The sequence below is a fragment of the Streptomyces sp. NPDC005784 genome, assembly GCF_042871525.1.
Lineage (GTDB): Bacteria > Actinomycetota > Actinomycetes > Streptomycetales > Streptomycetaceae > Streptomyces.
On sequence record NZ_JBIAIQ010000011.1, the window covers coordinates 136,891 to 152,086 of the forward strand.

Annotated in this window: 15 protein-coding genes; 10 read left to right on the forward strand and 5 right to left on the reverse strand. The window is 69.6% G+C overall.

The window, feature by feature from the left end; genetic code table 11:
• Positions 1-303 precede the first annotated feature (303 nt).
• The 3 genes from ACFYR3_RS19990 to ACFYR3_RS20000 all read left to right on the forward strand — a co-directional run bounded on the left by ACFYR3_RS19990 (position 304) and on the right by ACFYR3_RS20000 (position 2,952).
• Positions 304-1,041 carry an A24 family peptidase gene (locus ACFYR3_RS19990; protein ID WP_356782162.1) on the forward strand — a complete coding sequence of 246 codons (738 nt, stop codon included), beginning with the start codon at positions 304-306 and terminating at the stop codon, positions 1,039-1,041.
• A gap of 104 nt (positions 1,042-1,145) precedes the next feature.
• The gene (gene mqnC / locus ACFYR3_RS19995) at positions 1,146-2,345 is read left to right on the forward strand and encodes a cyclic dehypoxanthinyl futalosine synthase (protein WP_389284080.1); all 1,200 of its coding nucleotides are present in this window, start codon (positions 1,146-1,148) and stop codon (positions 2,343-2,345) included.
• Positions 2,346-2,352: 7 nt separating this feature from the next.
• Entirely contained in the window at positions 2,353-2,952 is a 600-nt protein-coding gene (locus ACFYR3_RS20000; RefSeq protein ID WP_355840760.1) for a hypothetical protein, read from the forward strand.
• A 20-nt stretch (positions 2,953-2,972) separates the two neighbouring features.
• On the opposite strand, the gene ACFYR3_RS20005 is transcribed toward ACFYR3_RS20000, so the two are convergent.
• On the reverse strand, positions 2,973-4,016 hold the full coding sequence (locus ACFYR3_RS20005) for a chitinase (protein ID WP_355840759.1): 1,044 nt from the start codon (positions 4,014-4,016) through the stop codon (positions 2,973-2,975).
• A gap of 402 nt (positions 4,017-4,418) precedes the next feature.
• On the opposite strand from ACFYR3_RS20005, the gene ACFYR3_RS20010 reads away from it, so the two are divergent.
• The 5 genes from ACFYR3_RS20010 (at position 4,419) to ACFYR3_RS20030 (ending at position 10,017) form a co-directional block, all read left to right on the forward strand.
• Entirely contained in the window at positions 4,419-4,754 is a 336-nt protein-coding gene (locus ACFYR3_RS20010) for a hypothetical protein (protein ID WP_355840758.1), read from the forward strand.
• A 19-nt stretch (positions 4,755-4,773) separates the two neighbouring features.
• Positions 4,774-7,131, forward strand: a complete 2,358-nt coding sequence (locus ACFYR3_RS20015; protein ID WP_389284083.1) for a bifunctional polysaccharide deacetylase/glycosyltransferase family 2 protein — start codon at positions 4,774-4,776, stop codon at positions 7,129-7,131.
• The gene (locus ACFYR3_RS20020; protein WP_355840756.1) at positions 7,132-8,574 is read left to right on the forward strand and encodes an acyltransferase; all 1,443 of its coding nucleotides are present in this window, start codon (positions 7,132-7,134) and stop codon (positions 8,572-8,574) included. It abuts the gene before it with no gap.
• 86 nt (positions 8,575-8,660) lie between these two features.
• On the forward strand, positions 8,661-9,191 hold the full coding sequence (locus ACFYR3_RS20025; RefSeq protein ID WP_355840755.1) for a hypothetical protein: 531 nt from the start codon (positions 8,661-8,663) through the stop codon (positions 9,189-9,191).
• Between the two features lie 130 nt (positions 9,192-9,321).
• Positions 9,322-10,017, forward strand: a complete 696-nt coding sequence (locus ACFYR3_RS20030) for a demethylmenaquinone methyltransferase (RefSeq protein WP_389284085.1) — start codon at positions 9,322-9,324, stop codon at positions 10,015-10,017.
• A 43-nt stretch (positions 10,018-10,060) separates the two neighbouring features.
• Here the strand turns inward: ACFYR3_RS20030 and ACFYR3_RS20035 are convergent, their stop codons facing one another.
• Together ACFYR3_RS20035 and ACFYR3_RS20040 are read right to left on the reverse strand one after the other, a co-directional pair.
• Positions 10,061-10,393: a PASTA domain-containing protein gene (locus tag ACFYR3_RS20035; RefSeq protein ID WP_389284087.1), complete on the reverse strand. Its 333-nt coding sequence runs from the start codon at positions 10,391-10,393 to the stop codon at positions 10,061-10,063.
• Positions 10,394-10,474: 81 nt separating this feature from the next.
• Positions 10,475-10,981 (reverse strand): GNAT family N-acetyltransferase, encoded by a 507-nt coding sequence (locus ACFYR3_RS20040; RefSeq protein ID WP_355840753.1) that lies wholly within the window; start codon positions 10,979-10,981, stop codon positions 10,475-10,477.
• A gap of 98 nt (positions 10,982-11,079) precedes the next feature.
• On the opposite strand from ACFYR3_RS20040, the gene ACFYR3_RS20045 reads away from it, so the two are divergent.
• Positions 11,080-12,381 carry a geranylgeranyl reductase family protein gene (locus tag ACFYR3_RS20045; protein ID WP_355840752.1) on the forward strand — a complete coding sequence of 434 codons (1,302 nt, stop codon included), beginning with the start codon at positions 11,080-11,082 and terminating at the stop codon, positions 12,379-12,381.
• Between the two features lie 21 nt (positions 12,382-12,402).
• On the opposite strand, the gene def is transcribed toward ACFYR3_RS20045, so the two are convergent.
• On the reverse strand, positions 12,403-13,029 hold the full coding sequence (gene def, locus ACFYR3_RS20050; protein WP_355840751.1) for a peptide deformylase: 627 nt from the start codon (positions 13,027-13,029) through the stop codon (positions 12,403-12,405).
• A 239-nt stretch (positions 13,030-13,268) separates the two neighbouring features.
• Complete coding sequence (locus tag ACFYR3_RS20055) at positions 13,269-14,102, reverse strand: C40 family peptidase (RefSeq protein ID WP_389284090.1); 834 nt, start codon at positions 14,100-14,102, stop codon at positions 13,269-13,271.
• A 723-nt stretch (positions 14,103-14,825) separates the two neighbouring features.
• Between ACFYR3_RS20055 and ACFYR3_RS20060 the strand changes: the two genes are divergently transcribed.
• A complete protein-coding gene (locus ACFYR3_RS20060; protein ID WP_037627175.1) occupies positions 14,826-15,185 on the forward strand; it encodes an NADH-quinone oxidoreductase subunit A in 360 nt (119 codons plus the stop codon).
• The last annotated feature ends 11 nt before the right edge of the window (positions 15,186-15,196 follow it).

The following is a 15,196-nucleotide window of genomic DNA, read 5'->3' on the forward strand; positions in this document are numbered from 1 at the left end:
CCAGGCTGGGCGGCCGGGCTGGGCGGTCAGGCTGGGCGGCCGGGGCGAACGGCCCGCGGCTGGACGGGCGGGGTGACCGGCCCGGGTTGGAGGGTTGTGGTGACCGGTCGGGGTTGGAGGGTTGTGGTGACCGGTCGGGGTTGGAGGGTTGTGGTGACCGGTCGGGGTTGGAGGGTCGGGGTGACCGGTCGGGGTTGGACGGGCGGGGTGACCGGTCGGGGTTGGACGGGCGGGGTTACCGGCCCGGGCTGAGTCGCGTGCTGTGAGTGCGGGCGGCGTAATGGATTTTCCTGGGGGGAACACGTGGATCTCGAGCTCTGGCTCACCGTCGTCGCCGCGTTCTGGGGCGCGGCGGCGGGGCTCCTGGTGCCCCGGCCCGCGTACCGCTTCGCCGTCGAGCCGGACGAGCCTTGGCGGGACCGCTGTCCCGAAGGGCAGCCGATCACCGGGGCCGCGCGCGGGTGGCTGGGACTCGCGCGTTCACCGGGCGGAACCCGGTACGGCCCCAGCGTCTTCCTCGTCTCGCCGGTCACCGCCCTGCTCTGCGCCGGGCTCGCGCTCGCGACCGGTACGCGTCCGGAGCTGGGCGTCTGGCTGCTGCTCGTGCCACTCGGCGTCCTGCTCGCCGTGGTCGACTTCCGGGTGCAGCGGCTGCCGGACGCGCTGACCCTGCCGCTCGCGGCGGCGGCGCTCGCGCTGCTCGGGGCGGCCGCCGCGCTGCCCGAGCACGCCGGGGAGTGGCTGACGGCGCTGTTCGGGGCGCTCGCGCTCGGGGGTGGCTACTTCGTCCTCTTCCTCATCAATCCGAACGGCATGGGCTTCGGCGATGTGAAACTGGCCCTTGGTCTCGGCGCGGCGCTCGGCTGGTACGGCTGGAGCGTGGTGATCCTGGGGACCTTCGCCGGGTTCCTGTTCGGCGGGCTCTACGGGATGGGGCTGGTGATCGTGCGGCGCGCGGGGCGCAAGACGTCGATCCCGTTCGGCCCGTTCCTGATCGCGGGCGCGTACGTGGGGCTCCTGATCGGGGCCTACGCGGCCTGACGTGGGTCGGCTCGGCGGGCTTGCACGGCCTGACGTCGGTCGGCCCGGTGTGCTGGCGTAGGGTGGTTGAGTCTGTCCACACCCTTACGAAAGGGACGCTCCCGGTGACCGAGAAGGCCGACCATCAGTCCGTGCTGGACCGTGCCGTGGAGGGTGGGCGGATCACCCCGGAAGAGGCGCTCGACCTCTACCGCGATGCCCCGCTGCACGCGCTCGGCGCCGCCGCCGACGCCGTACGCCGCCGCAGGTACGCGGGTACCGAGCACATCGCGACGTACATCATCGAGCGCAACATCAACTACACGAACGTGTGCGTCACGGCGTGCAAGTTCTGCGCCTTCTACGCCGCTCCCAAGGACACCGCCAAGGGCTGGACGCGCGACCTCGACGACATCCTGCGCCGCTGCGCGGAGACCGTCGAGCTCGGCGGGACGCAGATCATGTTCCAGGGCGGACACCACCCGGACTACGGCGTCGAGTACTACGAGAAGCACTTCGCCGCGATCAAGGGCGCGTACCCGGAGCTGGTCATCCACTCCCTCGGTGCGTCCGAGGTCGAGCACATGGCCCGGATCTCCAAGGTGACCGTCGAGGAGGCCATCCAGCGGATCCACGCGGCCGGTCTCGACTCGTTCGCCGGCGCCGGGGCCGAGCTGCTTCCCGCCCGCCCGCGCAAGGCGATCGCCCCGCTCAAGGAGAGCGGCGAGCGGTGGCTGGAGATCATGGAGATCGCGCACGGGCTGGGCGTCGAGTCGACGTCCACCATGCTGATGGGCACCGGCGAGACCAACGCCGAGCGCATCGAGCACCTGCGGATGATCCGTGACGTACAGGACCGGACGGGCGGCTTCCGCGCCTTCATCCCGTACACCTACCAGCCCGAGAACAACCACCTGAAGGGCCGTACGCAGGCGACGCTCTTCGAGTACCTGCGGATGATCGCGATCGCCCGCCTCTTCCTCGACAACGTCGCCCACATCCAGGGTTCCTGGCTGACCACCGGCAAGGAGGTCGGCCAGCTCTCCCTGCACTACGGCGCGGACGACCTCGGCTCGATCATGCTGGAGGAGAACGTCGTCTCCTCCGCCGGCGCCAAGCACCGCTCCAACCGCATGGAGATCATCGACCTGATCCGCAAGGCGGGCCGCGTTCCCGCCCAGCGGACCACGACGTACGAGCACATCGTCGTCCACGACGACCCGGCGAACGACCCGGTCGACGAGCGCGTCATGTCCCACATCTCCTCGACGGCGATCGAAGGCGGCACGGCGCACCCCGAGCTGAAGCTGCTCGCCTCCAATTGATCTCACTGTGCTGACACTTCACGTAGCCGAGCAGTCGACCGGGACCTCGGTCCTGGTCGACGGGGCAGCCGTCGCCGCCGTAGGCCCGTACGAGGAACTGGCCGCCGCCCACCCGGATGCGAGGGTGCGGCGCTGGCCCGGCATCCTGACGCCGGGACTGCTGAACCCGTACGGCCCGGAGCTCCTGGAAGCCATGTACCACCCGGACCCGCGCGAGGCCGAAGGCTTCGGCACCGAGCCCATCGGCGGGGAGCGGGCCAAGCGGATCTTCCGCGCCGATCCCGCACGCGTCGGCGCGAGCGCGCGGCGCGGGATCCAGCGGCTGCTGGCGCACGGCACGGTGGCGGTGGCCGGGGAGCTCAAGTCGCGAGCCGTGGTCGACGCGGTGCGCAGGGTCGGTCTCGTGGTGGGGCGGCGGCCGGACCGGCTCGCGGGTCCGGCGGCGCTGTCGCCGACTCCGCTGATCCTGCTGCCCGGTCTCGTGCCAGGCGGTCCCGCCCGGTTCGCCGTGTTCGACGTGGCGGACCGCGCCGAACTGGTCCGGCGCGGTGCGGGTACCTGCGTGGCGACCGTGATCGGCGGGCGACTGGTGTACCGCGGCCGCTGATCACGGCACGTGTCGTCGGCTCAGCCCGCGAAAGCCTTCGCGAACGCCCCCGAACTCTGCTTCACACCACTGCAGTCGGTCGACGCGTCGCCCGCCGTCGCGCTGCCCTTCTTGCACTGCTGGTCCCGGAACGTCGCCCACATCGACACCCAGGCGACCCCCTTCTTCTCCGCGAACGCCCGTACCTGCGCCGCGTCCGAGAGGCCGAACGTCTCGTTGTCCACGTCGTTGACGCCGATCATCGAGGTGAGCGCGAGCCCCTGCCAGGCGTCGGAGTCCGACAGCCCGAACACCTTCTTCAGCTGGGCGTGGGCCGCCTCGGCGGACGTGATCGCGTAGTCGCCCATGTCGTCGGCGTACGAACTGCCGTAGTTCATGGTCATGATGTTGACGGTGGAGACGTCCACGGAGTGGTCGTTGGCGGACTCCAGGAGTGCCAGGCCGTCGGCATCGAGGCCGGACGGCATCACGGGCAGCGTGAAGGACACCGTCAGGCCGGGGCGCTTCTTCTGGAGCAGCGCGATGGCCTCGGAGCGCAGCGCGACCGAGTCGGAGTCGCTCAACTGGGTGCCCTCGATGTCGAAGTCGGCCTGCGTGGAGCCGGCGGCGTCCAGCGCCGCGCCGTAGGCCGCCGCGAGGTCGCTCGCGCTGTCGCACGTCGACGCCAGCTCCTTGCCGGACGCGCCGCCGAACGACACCCGCACGCTCGCGCCGGACTTCTTGAGCGCCGATGTCCTGGACTTCACGGTGGTGTCGCCGATGGCGTACATCCCGTCCCACTTCGGTGTGCAGCCGTTGCCGTCGGAGATCACGAAGGCCAGGTTGTAGGTGGTCGGCGACCCTGCAGAGTCGGTGTCGGCGGCGGTCGTGGCGCTCACGTACGGGGCGTACGACGTGGCCGACGACTTCGTCGTGCCCGGGTTCGGTGACGCTGCCGCGGCCGTCGTCCGACCGGGCCGCGCGGGCGCCGCGTCCGAGGCGCCGCCGCCACCCGAGGAGCACCCCGCGCAGGCCAGGGCCACCAGACAGACGACCCCCGCGGCCGGCTTCAGGAAACTCCGCATTGTGCACGCACCCGCTCTCATGAGCTCTCGTGATTTCTGTCCCAGGACGGAAACAAACGGTCGTTCCCCGACTGGAAATGTGTCACACCCGGACCGGAATACCGAATGGAGATCATGCATGGGAATCACGAGGGGGAGTGCCAACAAAGGGGATGATCTGGACTTTCAAATGGTGCATAACTTCCATATCCATCAGGGTTGAGCTGCGCGGACGCTCTTGGATTCTCACAGAGAAAATACAGGTTGAGGCATCTCTCATGGGCCGCTCACACGGAAGGCAGAGTTTTTGACACATAAACGCGTCCTACCGTCTGGGGAATGCAATCCGAGTCCGCCATCGAAAACCATGCCCCGGTGCGTGGCCGCCGTCGCAAACGCGGTAGCGGGGCCATGGACGGCCCCGTGTTCGTTGACAACTCCGGGCGCCGCGCCCGCCTGCTGAGCAGAATCGGCATGCTCGTCGGCGTCGTCTGCCTCGGCTACGCCGTCGTGCTCGGCATGGCCTTCATGGGCTGGGGCACCTCGCTGACGCCTTCCTCCCTCCTCCCCTTCGACCGCGGCCGGGCCGGTTCCGCGCCCGGCGGGGGCTACGGCGTGCAGCAGGGCGGCATCGCCCCCAGCGGCGCCCCGGACGGAGCGCCCACCGGCACTCCGCCGTCGGGTCCGCCCACCGGGTCCGCGCCCTCCTCCGCTCCCACGACAACCGCCGGGGCGTCCGCCTCCGCCGGCGCCAACTGACGGGGACGCACCCACCCTCATGAGTACGACGACGCCCGCGCGCGGCCGTCGGCGCGCCCCCTCCAAGATGGAGCGGGCCGCCGGCAAGGCCGCGGCACTGCAGAAACCCCGTGCCATCCTCGCCCTGCTGCTCCTGCTGGCACTCATCAGCGTGATGCTGCTCGACGGCTATCTGCGCTCCGAGATCGGCAACGACGCCCGGGTCCGCGACGGCGCGGCCTACGACAAGGTCCCCGAGAAGATCCTCGCCGGCGGGCCCATCCTGAGCTTCGCGGGCGGCACCGCGAAGACGCAGTCCGTGCCGAAGAAGACCATCGTGCTGACCTTCGACGACGGGCCGACCGCGAACTGGACGCCGGAAGTCCTCAAGGTCCTGGAGGAGAACGACGTCGAGGGCACCTTCTTCATGGTCGGCTCGATGATCTCCCGCTACCCGGACGTGGTGAAGACCCTGGTCGACCAGGGCAACGAGGTCGGCATCCACACCTTCACCCACGTCGACCTCTCCTACCAGAGCACCGCCCGCCTCCAACGTGAGCTGAAGCAGACGCAGTTGGCCCTCGCGGGCGCGGCCGGCGTCACGACCACGCTGTTCCGCGCCCCCTATTCGTCGGAGATCAGCGCCGTCGACAACTACAGCTGGCCCGTCTACAAGGAGCTCGGCAGCCTCGGCTACACCAGCGTCTTCGTCGACACCGACAGTGACGACTGGAAGAAGCCGGGCGTCTCGAAGATCGTCCAGTGGGCGACGCCGAAGAACAACCAGGGCGCCATCGTCCTCATGCACGACGCGGGCGGCGACCGCTCGCAGACCGTCGCGGCGCTCGGCACGTACATCAAGAAGATGAAGGCGAAGGGCTACACCTTCACCACCGTCAGTGGCGCCCAGGCCAAGCTGAACCAGGCCGCGTTCCGGGCCCGCGGCACCGGAACGGCCACCGGTTCGAACCTCTCTCCCGGTCAGCAGGCGAACGGCGGGCAGACGAACGGCGGGCAGGCGAACGGGCAACGATCGGGCCCCGGTTCGGCGTCGGGTGCCACCGCGAGCGGCGCCGCGCAGGCCGCCCAGCGGAAGGCCACCGGCGCGACCCTCTACGAGGGCAAGGCGCTCGTCTACGCCGTGGCGGTCGCCGAATGGGTCGTACCGGCGCTGTCCTGGTTCCTCCTCGTCGTCGGCGTCGCCGTCATGGGCCGGTTCGGGATGATGCTCGTCCTCGCCCGCCGCCACTACCGGCAGCGCAACCGTGACCGCAACCGCAGTCGCGGCCGGGGCGGCAGGTTCAGCTGGGGGCCGACGGTCACCCGGCCGGTGACCGTGATCGTGCCCGCGTACAACGAGAAGGAATGCATCGCCAACACCCTGAGGTCGCTGGCGAAGAGCACGCATCCGATCGAGATCATCGTGGTCGACGACGGGTCCGAGGACAACACGTCCGAGATCGCCGAGTCGCTGGGCATGCCGAACGTCCGCGTCATCCGGCAGGAGAACGCGGGCAAGCCCGCCGCGCTCAACAACGGTGTCCGCAACGCGCGTTACGACATCGTCGTGATGATGGACGGCGACACCGTCTTCGAGCCGGACGCCGTGCACCAGCTCGTGCAGCCCTTCGCCGACCCGGAGATCGGGGCGGTCGCGGGCAACGCCAAGGTCGGCAACCGCAACACCATGATCGGCGCCTGGCAGCACATCGAGTACGTGATGGGCTTCAACCTCGACCGCCGCATGTACGACCTGCTGCGCTGCATGCCCACCATCCCCGGCGCCATCGGCGCGTTCCGCCGGGACGCGGTGCTGGAGGTCGGCGGCATGAGCGAGGACACGCTCGCCGAGGACACCGACATCACCATCGCGATGCACCGCGCGGGGTGGCGGGTCGTCTACCAGGAGCACGCCAAGGCCTGGACGGAGGCACCCGGTTCGTTCAAGCAGCTGTGGTCGCAGCGCTACCGCTGGAGCTACGGCACCATGCAGGCGCTGTGGAAGCACCGCAAGTCTCTGACGGACAAGGGTCCTTCGGGTCGCTTCGGCCGCGTGGGCATGCCGCTGGTGGTCCTGTTCCAGATCGTCACGCCGGTGTTCGCACCGCTCATCGACGTGTTCACCGTCTACTCGATGATCTTTGTGGACTTCCGGGCGGCGCTCCTCGCCTGGCTGGCCGTCCTCGCGGTCCAACTGGTCTGCGCGGCCTACGCGTTCCGGCTCGACCGGGAGAAGTACCGCTACCTCGCGATGCTGCCGCTGCAGCAACTCGCGTACCGCCAGATGATGTACCTGGTTCTGATCCACTCCTGCGTCACGGCCCTGACCGGCGGCCGCCTCCGCTGGCAGAAGCTCAAGCGCACGGGCGAGGTCGGAACCCCGGCAGGAGTGAGTTAGATGACCTGGGGCGCGGAACAGCCGGAACAGCCGGGACAGCAGGGGTACGACGACGGGCGGGGGCACGGGTACCCGGACGGCCCCGGATACGGGTACGGCCCCGGGTACGGGCTGCCGTACGACCAGGGCCTGCCGTACGGGCAGCAGACCGAGCAGCCGGTGCAGTATCAACAGCCGCTCCGGTACGAGGAGTCGGTCCGGCACGAGGAGCCGGTCCGGCACGAGGAGCCGCTCCGGTACGAGCAGCCGGTGCCGTATGAGGAACAGTGGCACTACGGTCCCGACACCACTCTCGCGAACCCTCCGCAGCCCCCTCCCGAGAACTCCCCGGAGGTGCCTGCCCCGAAGGCGGAGGCGGGGGAGGCGGGGGAGGCGGCAAAGGCGGGGGCGGGGGAGGCGGCGAAGGCGGCAGGGGGCCGCGACCGCTACTTCGACGCCCTCCGCGCCGTCGCCCTGGTCCGTGTCGTCACCTACCACACCTTCGGCTGGGCCTGGGCCGGCCTGGTCTTCCCGTCGATGGGCGTGATGTTCGCGCTCGCCGGCACGCTGATGGCCAAGTCCCTGGAGCGCCCGGCGCTCAAGGTGGTCAGAAGCCGCATGCGGCGACTGCTGCCGCCGTTCTGGTTCTGGGGCGTCTTCGTCGTGCTGGCGATGATGATCCACGGCTGGATGCCGGGCTGGCAGATCGTGTTCTGGATCGTCCCGGTCGGCGACCCGCCGGGAAGCCAATGGGGCGTGCAGGCCTGGGAGATCCTCTGGTATCTGCGGACGTACCTCTGGTTCGTACTGCTTTCCCCCCTGCTCCTGAAGATCTTCCGCATGGCCCCGATTCCGGTCCTGCTGCTCTCCCTCGTCCCGATCGTGGTCTTCCAGTACGGCTGGCAGCCGTCGGACGACCGCTTCGGCAGCGCCCTCACGGACCTCGCCACCTACCTCTTCTGCTGGCTCGTCGGCTTCGCGCACCGCGAGGGGGTGCTCCAGCGGCTGAAGCCGGCCGCAGTGGTCCTCGTCTCGTTGGCCGCCCTCGCGTACGGCGGCTGGTACGCCCTCGCGCACCAGGCGGAGTTCGGCACCTACGACCTCGACGAGGTCCCCCTGGCGCAGGCCTTCTGGTCGGCGGGCTTCGTGACGCTGCTGATGTACTTCAAGGCGTACTGCGACGTCGACTTCGCCTGGCTGGCCCGCTTCAAGCGGCTCGACCGCACGGTGACGATCTTCAATGGGCGGGCGGTGACGATCTATCTCTGGCACGAGATCGCGCTGATCCTGGCCGTCCCGCTGATCGACCAGTTCTGGAAGGTGCCGGCCTTCGAGAAGTGGCTGCCCCTGGAGAGCCAGTGGTTCATGTTCGCGATCGGCTGGGCGCTGATCTGGACTGCGATCCCCCTGTTCGGCTGGGTCGAGGACGTGGCCGCCCGGAAGAAGCCCCGACTGCTGCCGTGACGACCGCCCCGCGGGCCCCTGACGCAGGTTCCGGCGGGGCCGCCTGGCGAGAAGGGCCGACTGGGCCGGGACAGGCCGGTATCCGAGTGAACCTGGCCTGGGTCGGCCGTGCGAGCACGTGTACAACAGGCCGGGCACGATCTCGGCTACGGAGCGAGCGCCACAAGCCGGGTCTGCGGGTCGCCACCCCCGACAACCCCGCGGCCATCGACATCGTCGTCGCCCGCACCCCAGCCACCGTCACCGAACTCGGCGGGGTCGCGGCGGTCCGGAGCCGGATCAGCTACGGCGTGAACCAACTCAACAGGGCACTCGCGACCAGCGACGTGCCGGCCGGCGTGCACGTCGTGAACTCCCACGAGCCCCAGGCGACCGGCGTCCCCGGCGAGAACGCGGGAACCCTGCTGAACATGCTCAGCAACCCGAGGAACCTGTCCCTCGGCCTCATGGACAACGCCCAGCGGGCGGCATTCGGCGCCGACCTGGTGGCGCCCGTCGCCGCCATCCCCCCGGAGGACAGCTTCGGGCAGGCCGACCACCCGCGGAAACCCGGTGACAGCCGGAAGGCGCCGTACCCTCCCCAGGTTCACAGGGCCGGGTGCGGCGCTTCCCCATAAGCCGGAAGCATGCTCTGACCTGCTCGAAGAACCACCCGGAGGGAGCGTCCCGAACAGGTGTCCCCGACAGCGGCCGAATCCACGGCCGGGTGCCAGAGAGTCGACCGGCCCGTACTGCCACAATGGGACCGTGACCCGCGCATCCCTGGACAAGCAGCCGCACGAAGTCGCCTCGATGTTCGACGACGTGGCGGAACGGTACGACCTGACGAACGACCTGCTGTCGCTCGGCCAGGACCGGGTGTGGCGCAAGGAGGTCGCGAAGGCGGTCGACGCGCGCCCCGCACAGAAGATCCTGGACCTCGCGGCCGGCACCGCGACCTCGTCGCTCCCCTTCGCCCGCACCGGCGCGTACGTCGTCCCCTGCGACTTCTCCCTCGGGATGCTCCGCGTCGGCAAGCGGAACCACCCCTGGCTACCGATGACGGCCGGTGACGCGACCAGGCTGCCCTTCAAGGACGACACCTTCGACGCCGTCACGATCTCCTTCGGGCTGCGCAACGTGCAGGACACCGACACCGCGCTCCGCGAGCTGTACCGCGTGACGAAGCCCGGCGGACGCGTCGTGATCTGCGAGTTCTCGCACCCCACCTGGGCGCCGTTCCGCACGGTCTACACCGAGTACCTGATGCGCGCGCTGCCCCCGGTCGCCCGTGCCGCCTCCTCCAACCCCGACGCGTACGTCTATCTCGCCGAGTCCATCCGCGCCTGGCCGACCCAGCCGGAACTGGCCGATCGGCTGCTCAAGGCCGGCTGGTCGAAGGTGGCCTGGCGCAACCTGACGGGCGGCATCGTGGCCCTCCACCGGGGCTACAAGCAGACCTGAACCGCTCGGCCCGCCCACCCGCCCGGAAGACCGACCGGATTCGCTACCTGAGGAGCTCGAACGGGTCGCCGGGCTCGTCGAGTTCGCGGCGCAGCCCGCCCGACGGCGGCCGGGGCGGCCGGGGTTCACGCACTCCGGCGCCGCCCTCCGCGTCCCCGAGGTCGAACCACACGGTGACGACGGCTCCGCGCGGCACTTCGGCCCCGGGCTGCGGAAATTGCCGTACGACGTAGTCGACGACCGTCCGATGGAAATCGGGCCGGTCGGGCGCGGCGAGCAGCACACCTCGCGCCTCTGCCGTCTCACGCGCGTCCACGGCCATCAGACCGACGAGCCGCGGTACGCGCACTTCGGGTGTCTTGGGTGTTAGGCGCACGGACGTCACCCCCAGCGGTACCGGAAGGGTAAGCCTCGCCCGTGCCCCTCCGGAAGCCGTGAGGAGGCCTGCCGGACTCCGTCAGAGGGCCAGTCGGTAGCAGCGGCCCTCCTGCGTCGACGAGGGCAGCGTGAACCGCTCCGTGAGTTCCATGCCGAGCCGTTGAGTCACCGCGATGGAACGGGCGTTGGCCGCGTTCACCACCGCGACGACGTCCGTGACGCCCGCCGCGCGGACCCGCTCCAGCGTGGTCCGCGCCGCCGCCGTGACGTACCCCTTGCCCCAGTGCGCCCGCCCCAGCCGCCAGCCGATCTCGATCTGTCCGGCCGGCCCCCAGGCGTGCGGCCACGGCTGCGCGCCCGTGAAGCCCAGCACCTCGTCCCCGGGGCCGACCATCGTCCACAGGCAGAATCCGTACTCCGCGTCGTGCCGCCGCTGGCGCGCGGTCAGTTCCTCGTACACGGACGGCTCGGCCGCGTGGCCCCTGAGGAACTCCATGACCTCGGGGTCGTCGAAGACCCGGTGCCATGCGAGAGCGTCCTCGTCCGTGGGGACGCGCAGTCGTACATCGGGGAGAGCTCGGTTCACGGGGCAGCCCTTCAGCCGGGTGATCGGTACCGCTGCATAGACTGCCCATGTCCAGTGCCCGTCGGCACGTTGATTTCGAGTCTTGGGGAGACCCCGCCGTGACCGAGCCCCAACCCCTCTCCGAAAACACCGCCGACGTCATCGTCGTCGGGGCCGGGCCAGCCGGTTCCACCACCGCGTACTACCTGGCGAAGGCGGGGCTCGACGTCCTGCTTCTGGAGAAGACCGCCTTCCCGCGCGAGAAGGTCTGCGGTGACGGGCTGACCCCGCGCGCCACCAAGCAGTTGGTGTCGATGGGCATCGACATCTCCGAGGAAGCCGGCTGGCTCCGGAACAAGGGCCTGCGCATCATCGGCGGCGGCGTACGCCTCCAGCTCGACTGGCCGGATCTCGCCTCCTACCCCGACTACGGACTCGTACGGAAGCGGGACGACTTCGACGAGCAGCTGGCGCGGCAGGCGCAGAAGGCGGGCGCGCGGCTGTACGAGCGCTGCAACGTCGGCGCGCCGATCATCGACGACCGCACCGGCCGCATCACCGGCGTGCACGCGAAGCTGGGCGACGCCGACTCCAAGGAGAAGCGGGAGGTGACCTTCCACGCCCCGCTGGTGGTGGCGGCCGACGGCAACTCCACCCGCCTCTCCCTCGCGATGGGCCTGCACCGCCGCGAGGACCGCCCGATGGGCGTCGCCGTCCGTACGTACTTCACCTCACCGCGTCACGAGGACGACTACCTGGAGTCGTGGCTGGAGCTGTGGGACCGCCGGGGCGCCGAGGACCGTCTGCTGCCCGGCTACGGATGGATCTTCGGCATGGGCGACGGCACCTCGAACGTCGGCCTCGGTGTCCTCAACACCTCCAACTCCTTCAAGGAGCTGGACTGGCGCGAGGTCCTGAAGGCCTGGTGCGCCTCGATGCCGGAGGACTGGGGCTACACCCCCGAGAACATGACCGGCCCGATCCGCGGTGCGGCCCTGCCGATGGCCTTCAACCGTCAACCGCACTACACCAAGGGCCTGCTGCTCGTGGGTGACGCCGGCGGCCTGGTGAACCCCTTCAACGGCGAGGGAATCGCCTACGCCATGGAGTCCGGCCAGATCGCCGCCGACGTCATCGTCCAGGCCCACGCGCGCGCCACCCCGGGCCAGCGGGAACTGGCCCTCCAGCGCTACCCGCGCGTCCTCAAGGACACCTACGGCGGCTACTACACCCTCGGCCGCGCCTTCGTGAAGCTCATCGGCAACCCGAAGGTCATGAAGATCGCCACCCAGCGCGGCCTGAGCCACCCGATGCTGATGAAGTTCACGCTGAAGATGCTCGCGAACCTCACCGACCCGACGGGCGGCGACGCGATGGACCGCATCATCAACGGCCTCTCGAAGGTGGCCCCGAAGGCCTGACCGGACGGGCCGCCCGAGCGGTCACCGGGACAGCTCCGACTCCTTGGCGGCGCGACGGGCCACCACCTGCTCGCGCCGCTCGGCCACCTGTCGCAGGGCGTCCTTCCGATCCCGCCGGGAGAGCCGGTCCAGGTAGACGTGTCCGTCGAGATGGTCGCTCTCGTGCTCCAGACAGCGCGCGAAGTATCCCGTCCCCTCGATGACGAGCGGCATCCCGTCCTTGTCCACGCCCCGCACGACGGCCCGGTCGGGGCGGGGTACGTCCACGACGGCACCCGGGACGGACAGACACCCCTCGCCCTCGTCCAGGAGCCGGCGGCCGGAGGGCGCGAGCCGCTCCAGGACCGGATTGGCGATGTGGCCGACGTGCCGGACCCCGTCGTCGTCCGGGCAGTCGTAGACGAAGAGCCGCAGATCCACCCCGACCTGGTTCGCGGCGAGGCCGGCGCCGTCGGCGACGTACATGGTCAGGAACATGTCGTCGATGAGCGCGGCGAGATCGGGACCGAACTCGGTGACATCCCGGCAGGGGCGGTGCAGGACCTCTTCCCCGACCTCGGTGATCCGCCGGACGGTCCCGCGTCGGGCGTCCGGCGTGAGCGGCGGGTACGAACCGACCGGGTTTCCCTGGACGAACACACGGGGCATCGCTGTCTCCTTCGGGTGCGCGGGCACCGCGGCCGACGGCGGTCCGCCGCCCTCCGGCGCCGGTTCCCACCCTCGCGCATGCCGTCGCGCGGCGTGCCCGGAACAGCCCGGAGAACCGCCTCCCGAGCAGGCCACCGAAGAACAGGCCGCCGGCAAGCAGGCCGTCGGATAGCAGCTCCAGGACAGCCCGAAGGACCGCTCCCCGCACAGGAAGCGGCCCTGCGGAAGACACCCGCGGGTCAGAGCACGCGCACCGCGCCCGTCGCCGGGTAGCCCGAAAGGTCCTGAATCACGACGCCCTTGCCGGGGTTGGCCGCGTCCAGGTACTGCCCGTTACCGATGTACACACCGACGTGGTACGCCGAGCCCGCCGAACCCCAGTACAGAATGTCGCCGACCTGGACATTGGAGAGCGAAACCGGCGTACCGGACACCGACTGGTCCTGCGAGACGCGCGGCAGGTCGACACCGACCTGCTTGAACGCCGCCTGCACCAGCCCGGAACAGTCCCACGCGTTGGGTCCGGTGCCGCCCATGACGTACGCGTCGCCGACCTGCGCCTTGAGGAACGCGATCACGGTCGCGACACTGCCGCTGGCCGGGGCCGCGACGTTCGTGGACGTGGAGGCGCTGGCGGACAGCACGGTCCGCGCCGAGGAACGCGAGACGGCGTCGGCCGCCGCGGCCTTGCGCGCGGCCTCGGCCTTCTGCTTGGCCTCCGCCTTCTTCTTGGCGTCGGCCAGGTCGGCCTTGGCCTGCTTGGCGGCCTTGGCGGCGGCCGCGTCGCGCTCCGCCTGCAGCTCGTAGTTGGCCGCGGTCTGCTGCGTGGCGTCCGCGGACTGCGCGACCTGGGTGGCCAGGTCGGCCGTCAGGGTCGGCAGTTCCAACGTCTGCGTCACGGGCTCGGCGGCGTTCGCCGAACCCGCTGCCCCGGCCACTGCCAGGGTGCTGAGGACGCCACCGGCAACTCCGGCGCGCATCGCGAGCGACGGGGCGTTGCGGCGGGGCTTCCGGTGGCTTCGTATGTGTGCGGTGTGGGACATGGGTACTAGCGGTACCAGGGGCTCCCTCATACCTTCAAGAAACGTGTGGTGCGCCACAGTTGTTCAATCGACGGCCGAATTCGTCGCGCGTCACTCTTTATTGACGCCGTAACGGGCATTGCGGACACCGTCCACCAAGCCCGTGATCATGGCCTTTCAGCATTACGTCCGAATTGCCCGCCGCCTACCACCGGTTGAAGCCGATGGCCAAGCCCGGCTTATCTGACCCATAGGTAGATGTGGCGCAGGTCACGGAACGGTCACCCGGGCGGTCGCGTCCCGCGCATGGACCCCGGCCGCCTCCCGGCCGACCCCCGCTCGTGAACGCGTGCACGTGTCCACATCCGTCCACGGATCCCCCTGAAGTGTGAACGCGGTCCTCTATCAAGGGGGTGTGTCCAACGCCAATTTGCATGCAGCGGAAGTCTCTTGATATTGAGACGCCACCCTGGGCCTGCGACGATGAGCGAAAATGTCACATCTGGTGACCGACCTGACGCTTCGCGTGTGAAGATTACTGCTCATCCGACTTCATGATCGTTCGTCAGGTGGTGGAGATCACAAAGCTTGTGCAATACCCCGTGTCGCAGATCACAGACCGCCGGGCATAAGATGCGAGGCAGTTGGGCTTGTGACCTGCTTCACATGTCCGTGATCTTCGCCGGGACGGGCGGGGTTCGCGTGCTGGCGAGGCAGGGGTGCAGGCTCGCCAAAACCGCCACCAGTCAGTGCCGACTGAGAGGAGCGAGGAGCGTGAACGCGTATGCGCCGATCCTCGTACTGGGAGCCCTCGGGGCAGGCTTTGCGATCTTCTCCGTGGTCATGGCCACGCTGATCGGTCCGAAGCGGTACAACCGCGCCAAGCTCGACGCGTACGAGTGCGGCATCGAGCCGACCCCCACGCCGGTCGGCGGTGGGCGTTTTCCCATCAAGTACTACCTGACGGCGATGCTCTTCATCGTCTTCGACATCGAGATCGTCTTCCTCTACCCCTGGGCCGTCACCTTCGACGCCCTGGGTGTTTTCGGGCTCGTGGAGATGCTGCTCTTCGTGCTCACCGTCTTCGTGGCGTACGCGTACGTATGGCGGCGCGGCGGCCTGGAATGGGACTGAGGGGCCTTTAA

Bases quoted from the DNA above. Each gene is read 5' to 3' on its own strand.
- ACFYR3_RS20005 (WP_355840759.1), bottom strand. From the start codon at position 4,016: ATGCGGAGTTTCCTGAAGCCGGCCGCGGGGGTCGTCTGTCTGGTGGCC.
- ACFYR3_RS20015 (WP_389284083.1), top strand. From the start codon at position 4,774: ATGAGTACGACGACGCCCGCGCGCGGCCGTCGGCGCGCCCCCTCCAAG.
- ACFYR3_RS20020 (WP_355840756.1), top strand. From the start codon at position 7,132: ATGACCTGGGGCGCGGAACAGCCGGAACAGCCGGGACAGCAGGGGTAC.
- def (WP_355840751.1), bottom strand. From the start codon at position 13,029: ATGCCCCGTGTGTTCGTCCAGGGAAACCCGGTCGGTTCGTACCCGCCG.
- ACFYR3_RS20055 (WP_389284090.1), bottom strand. From the start codon at position 14,102: ATGAGGGAGCCCCTGGTACCGCTAGTACCCATGTCCCACACCGCACAC.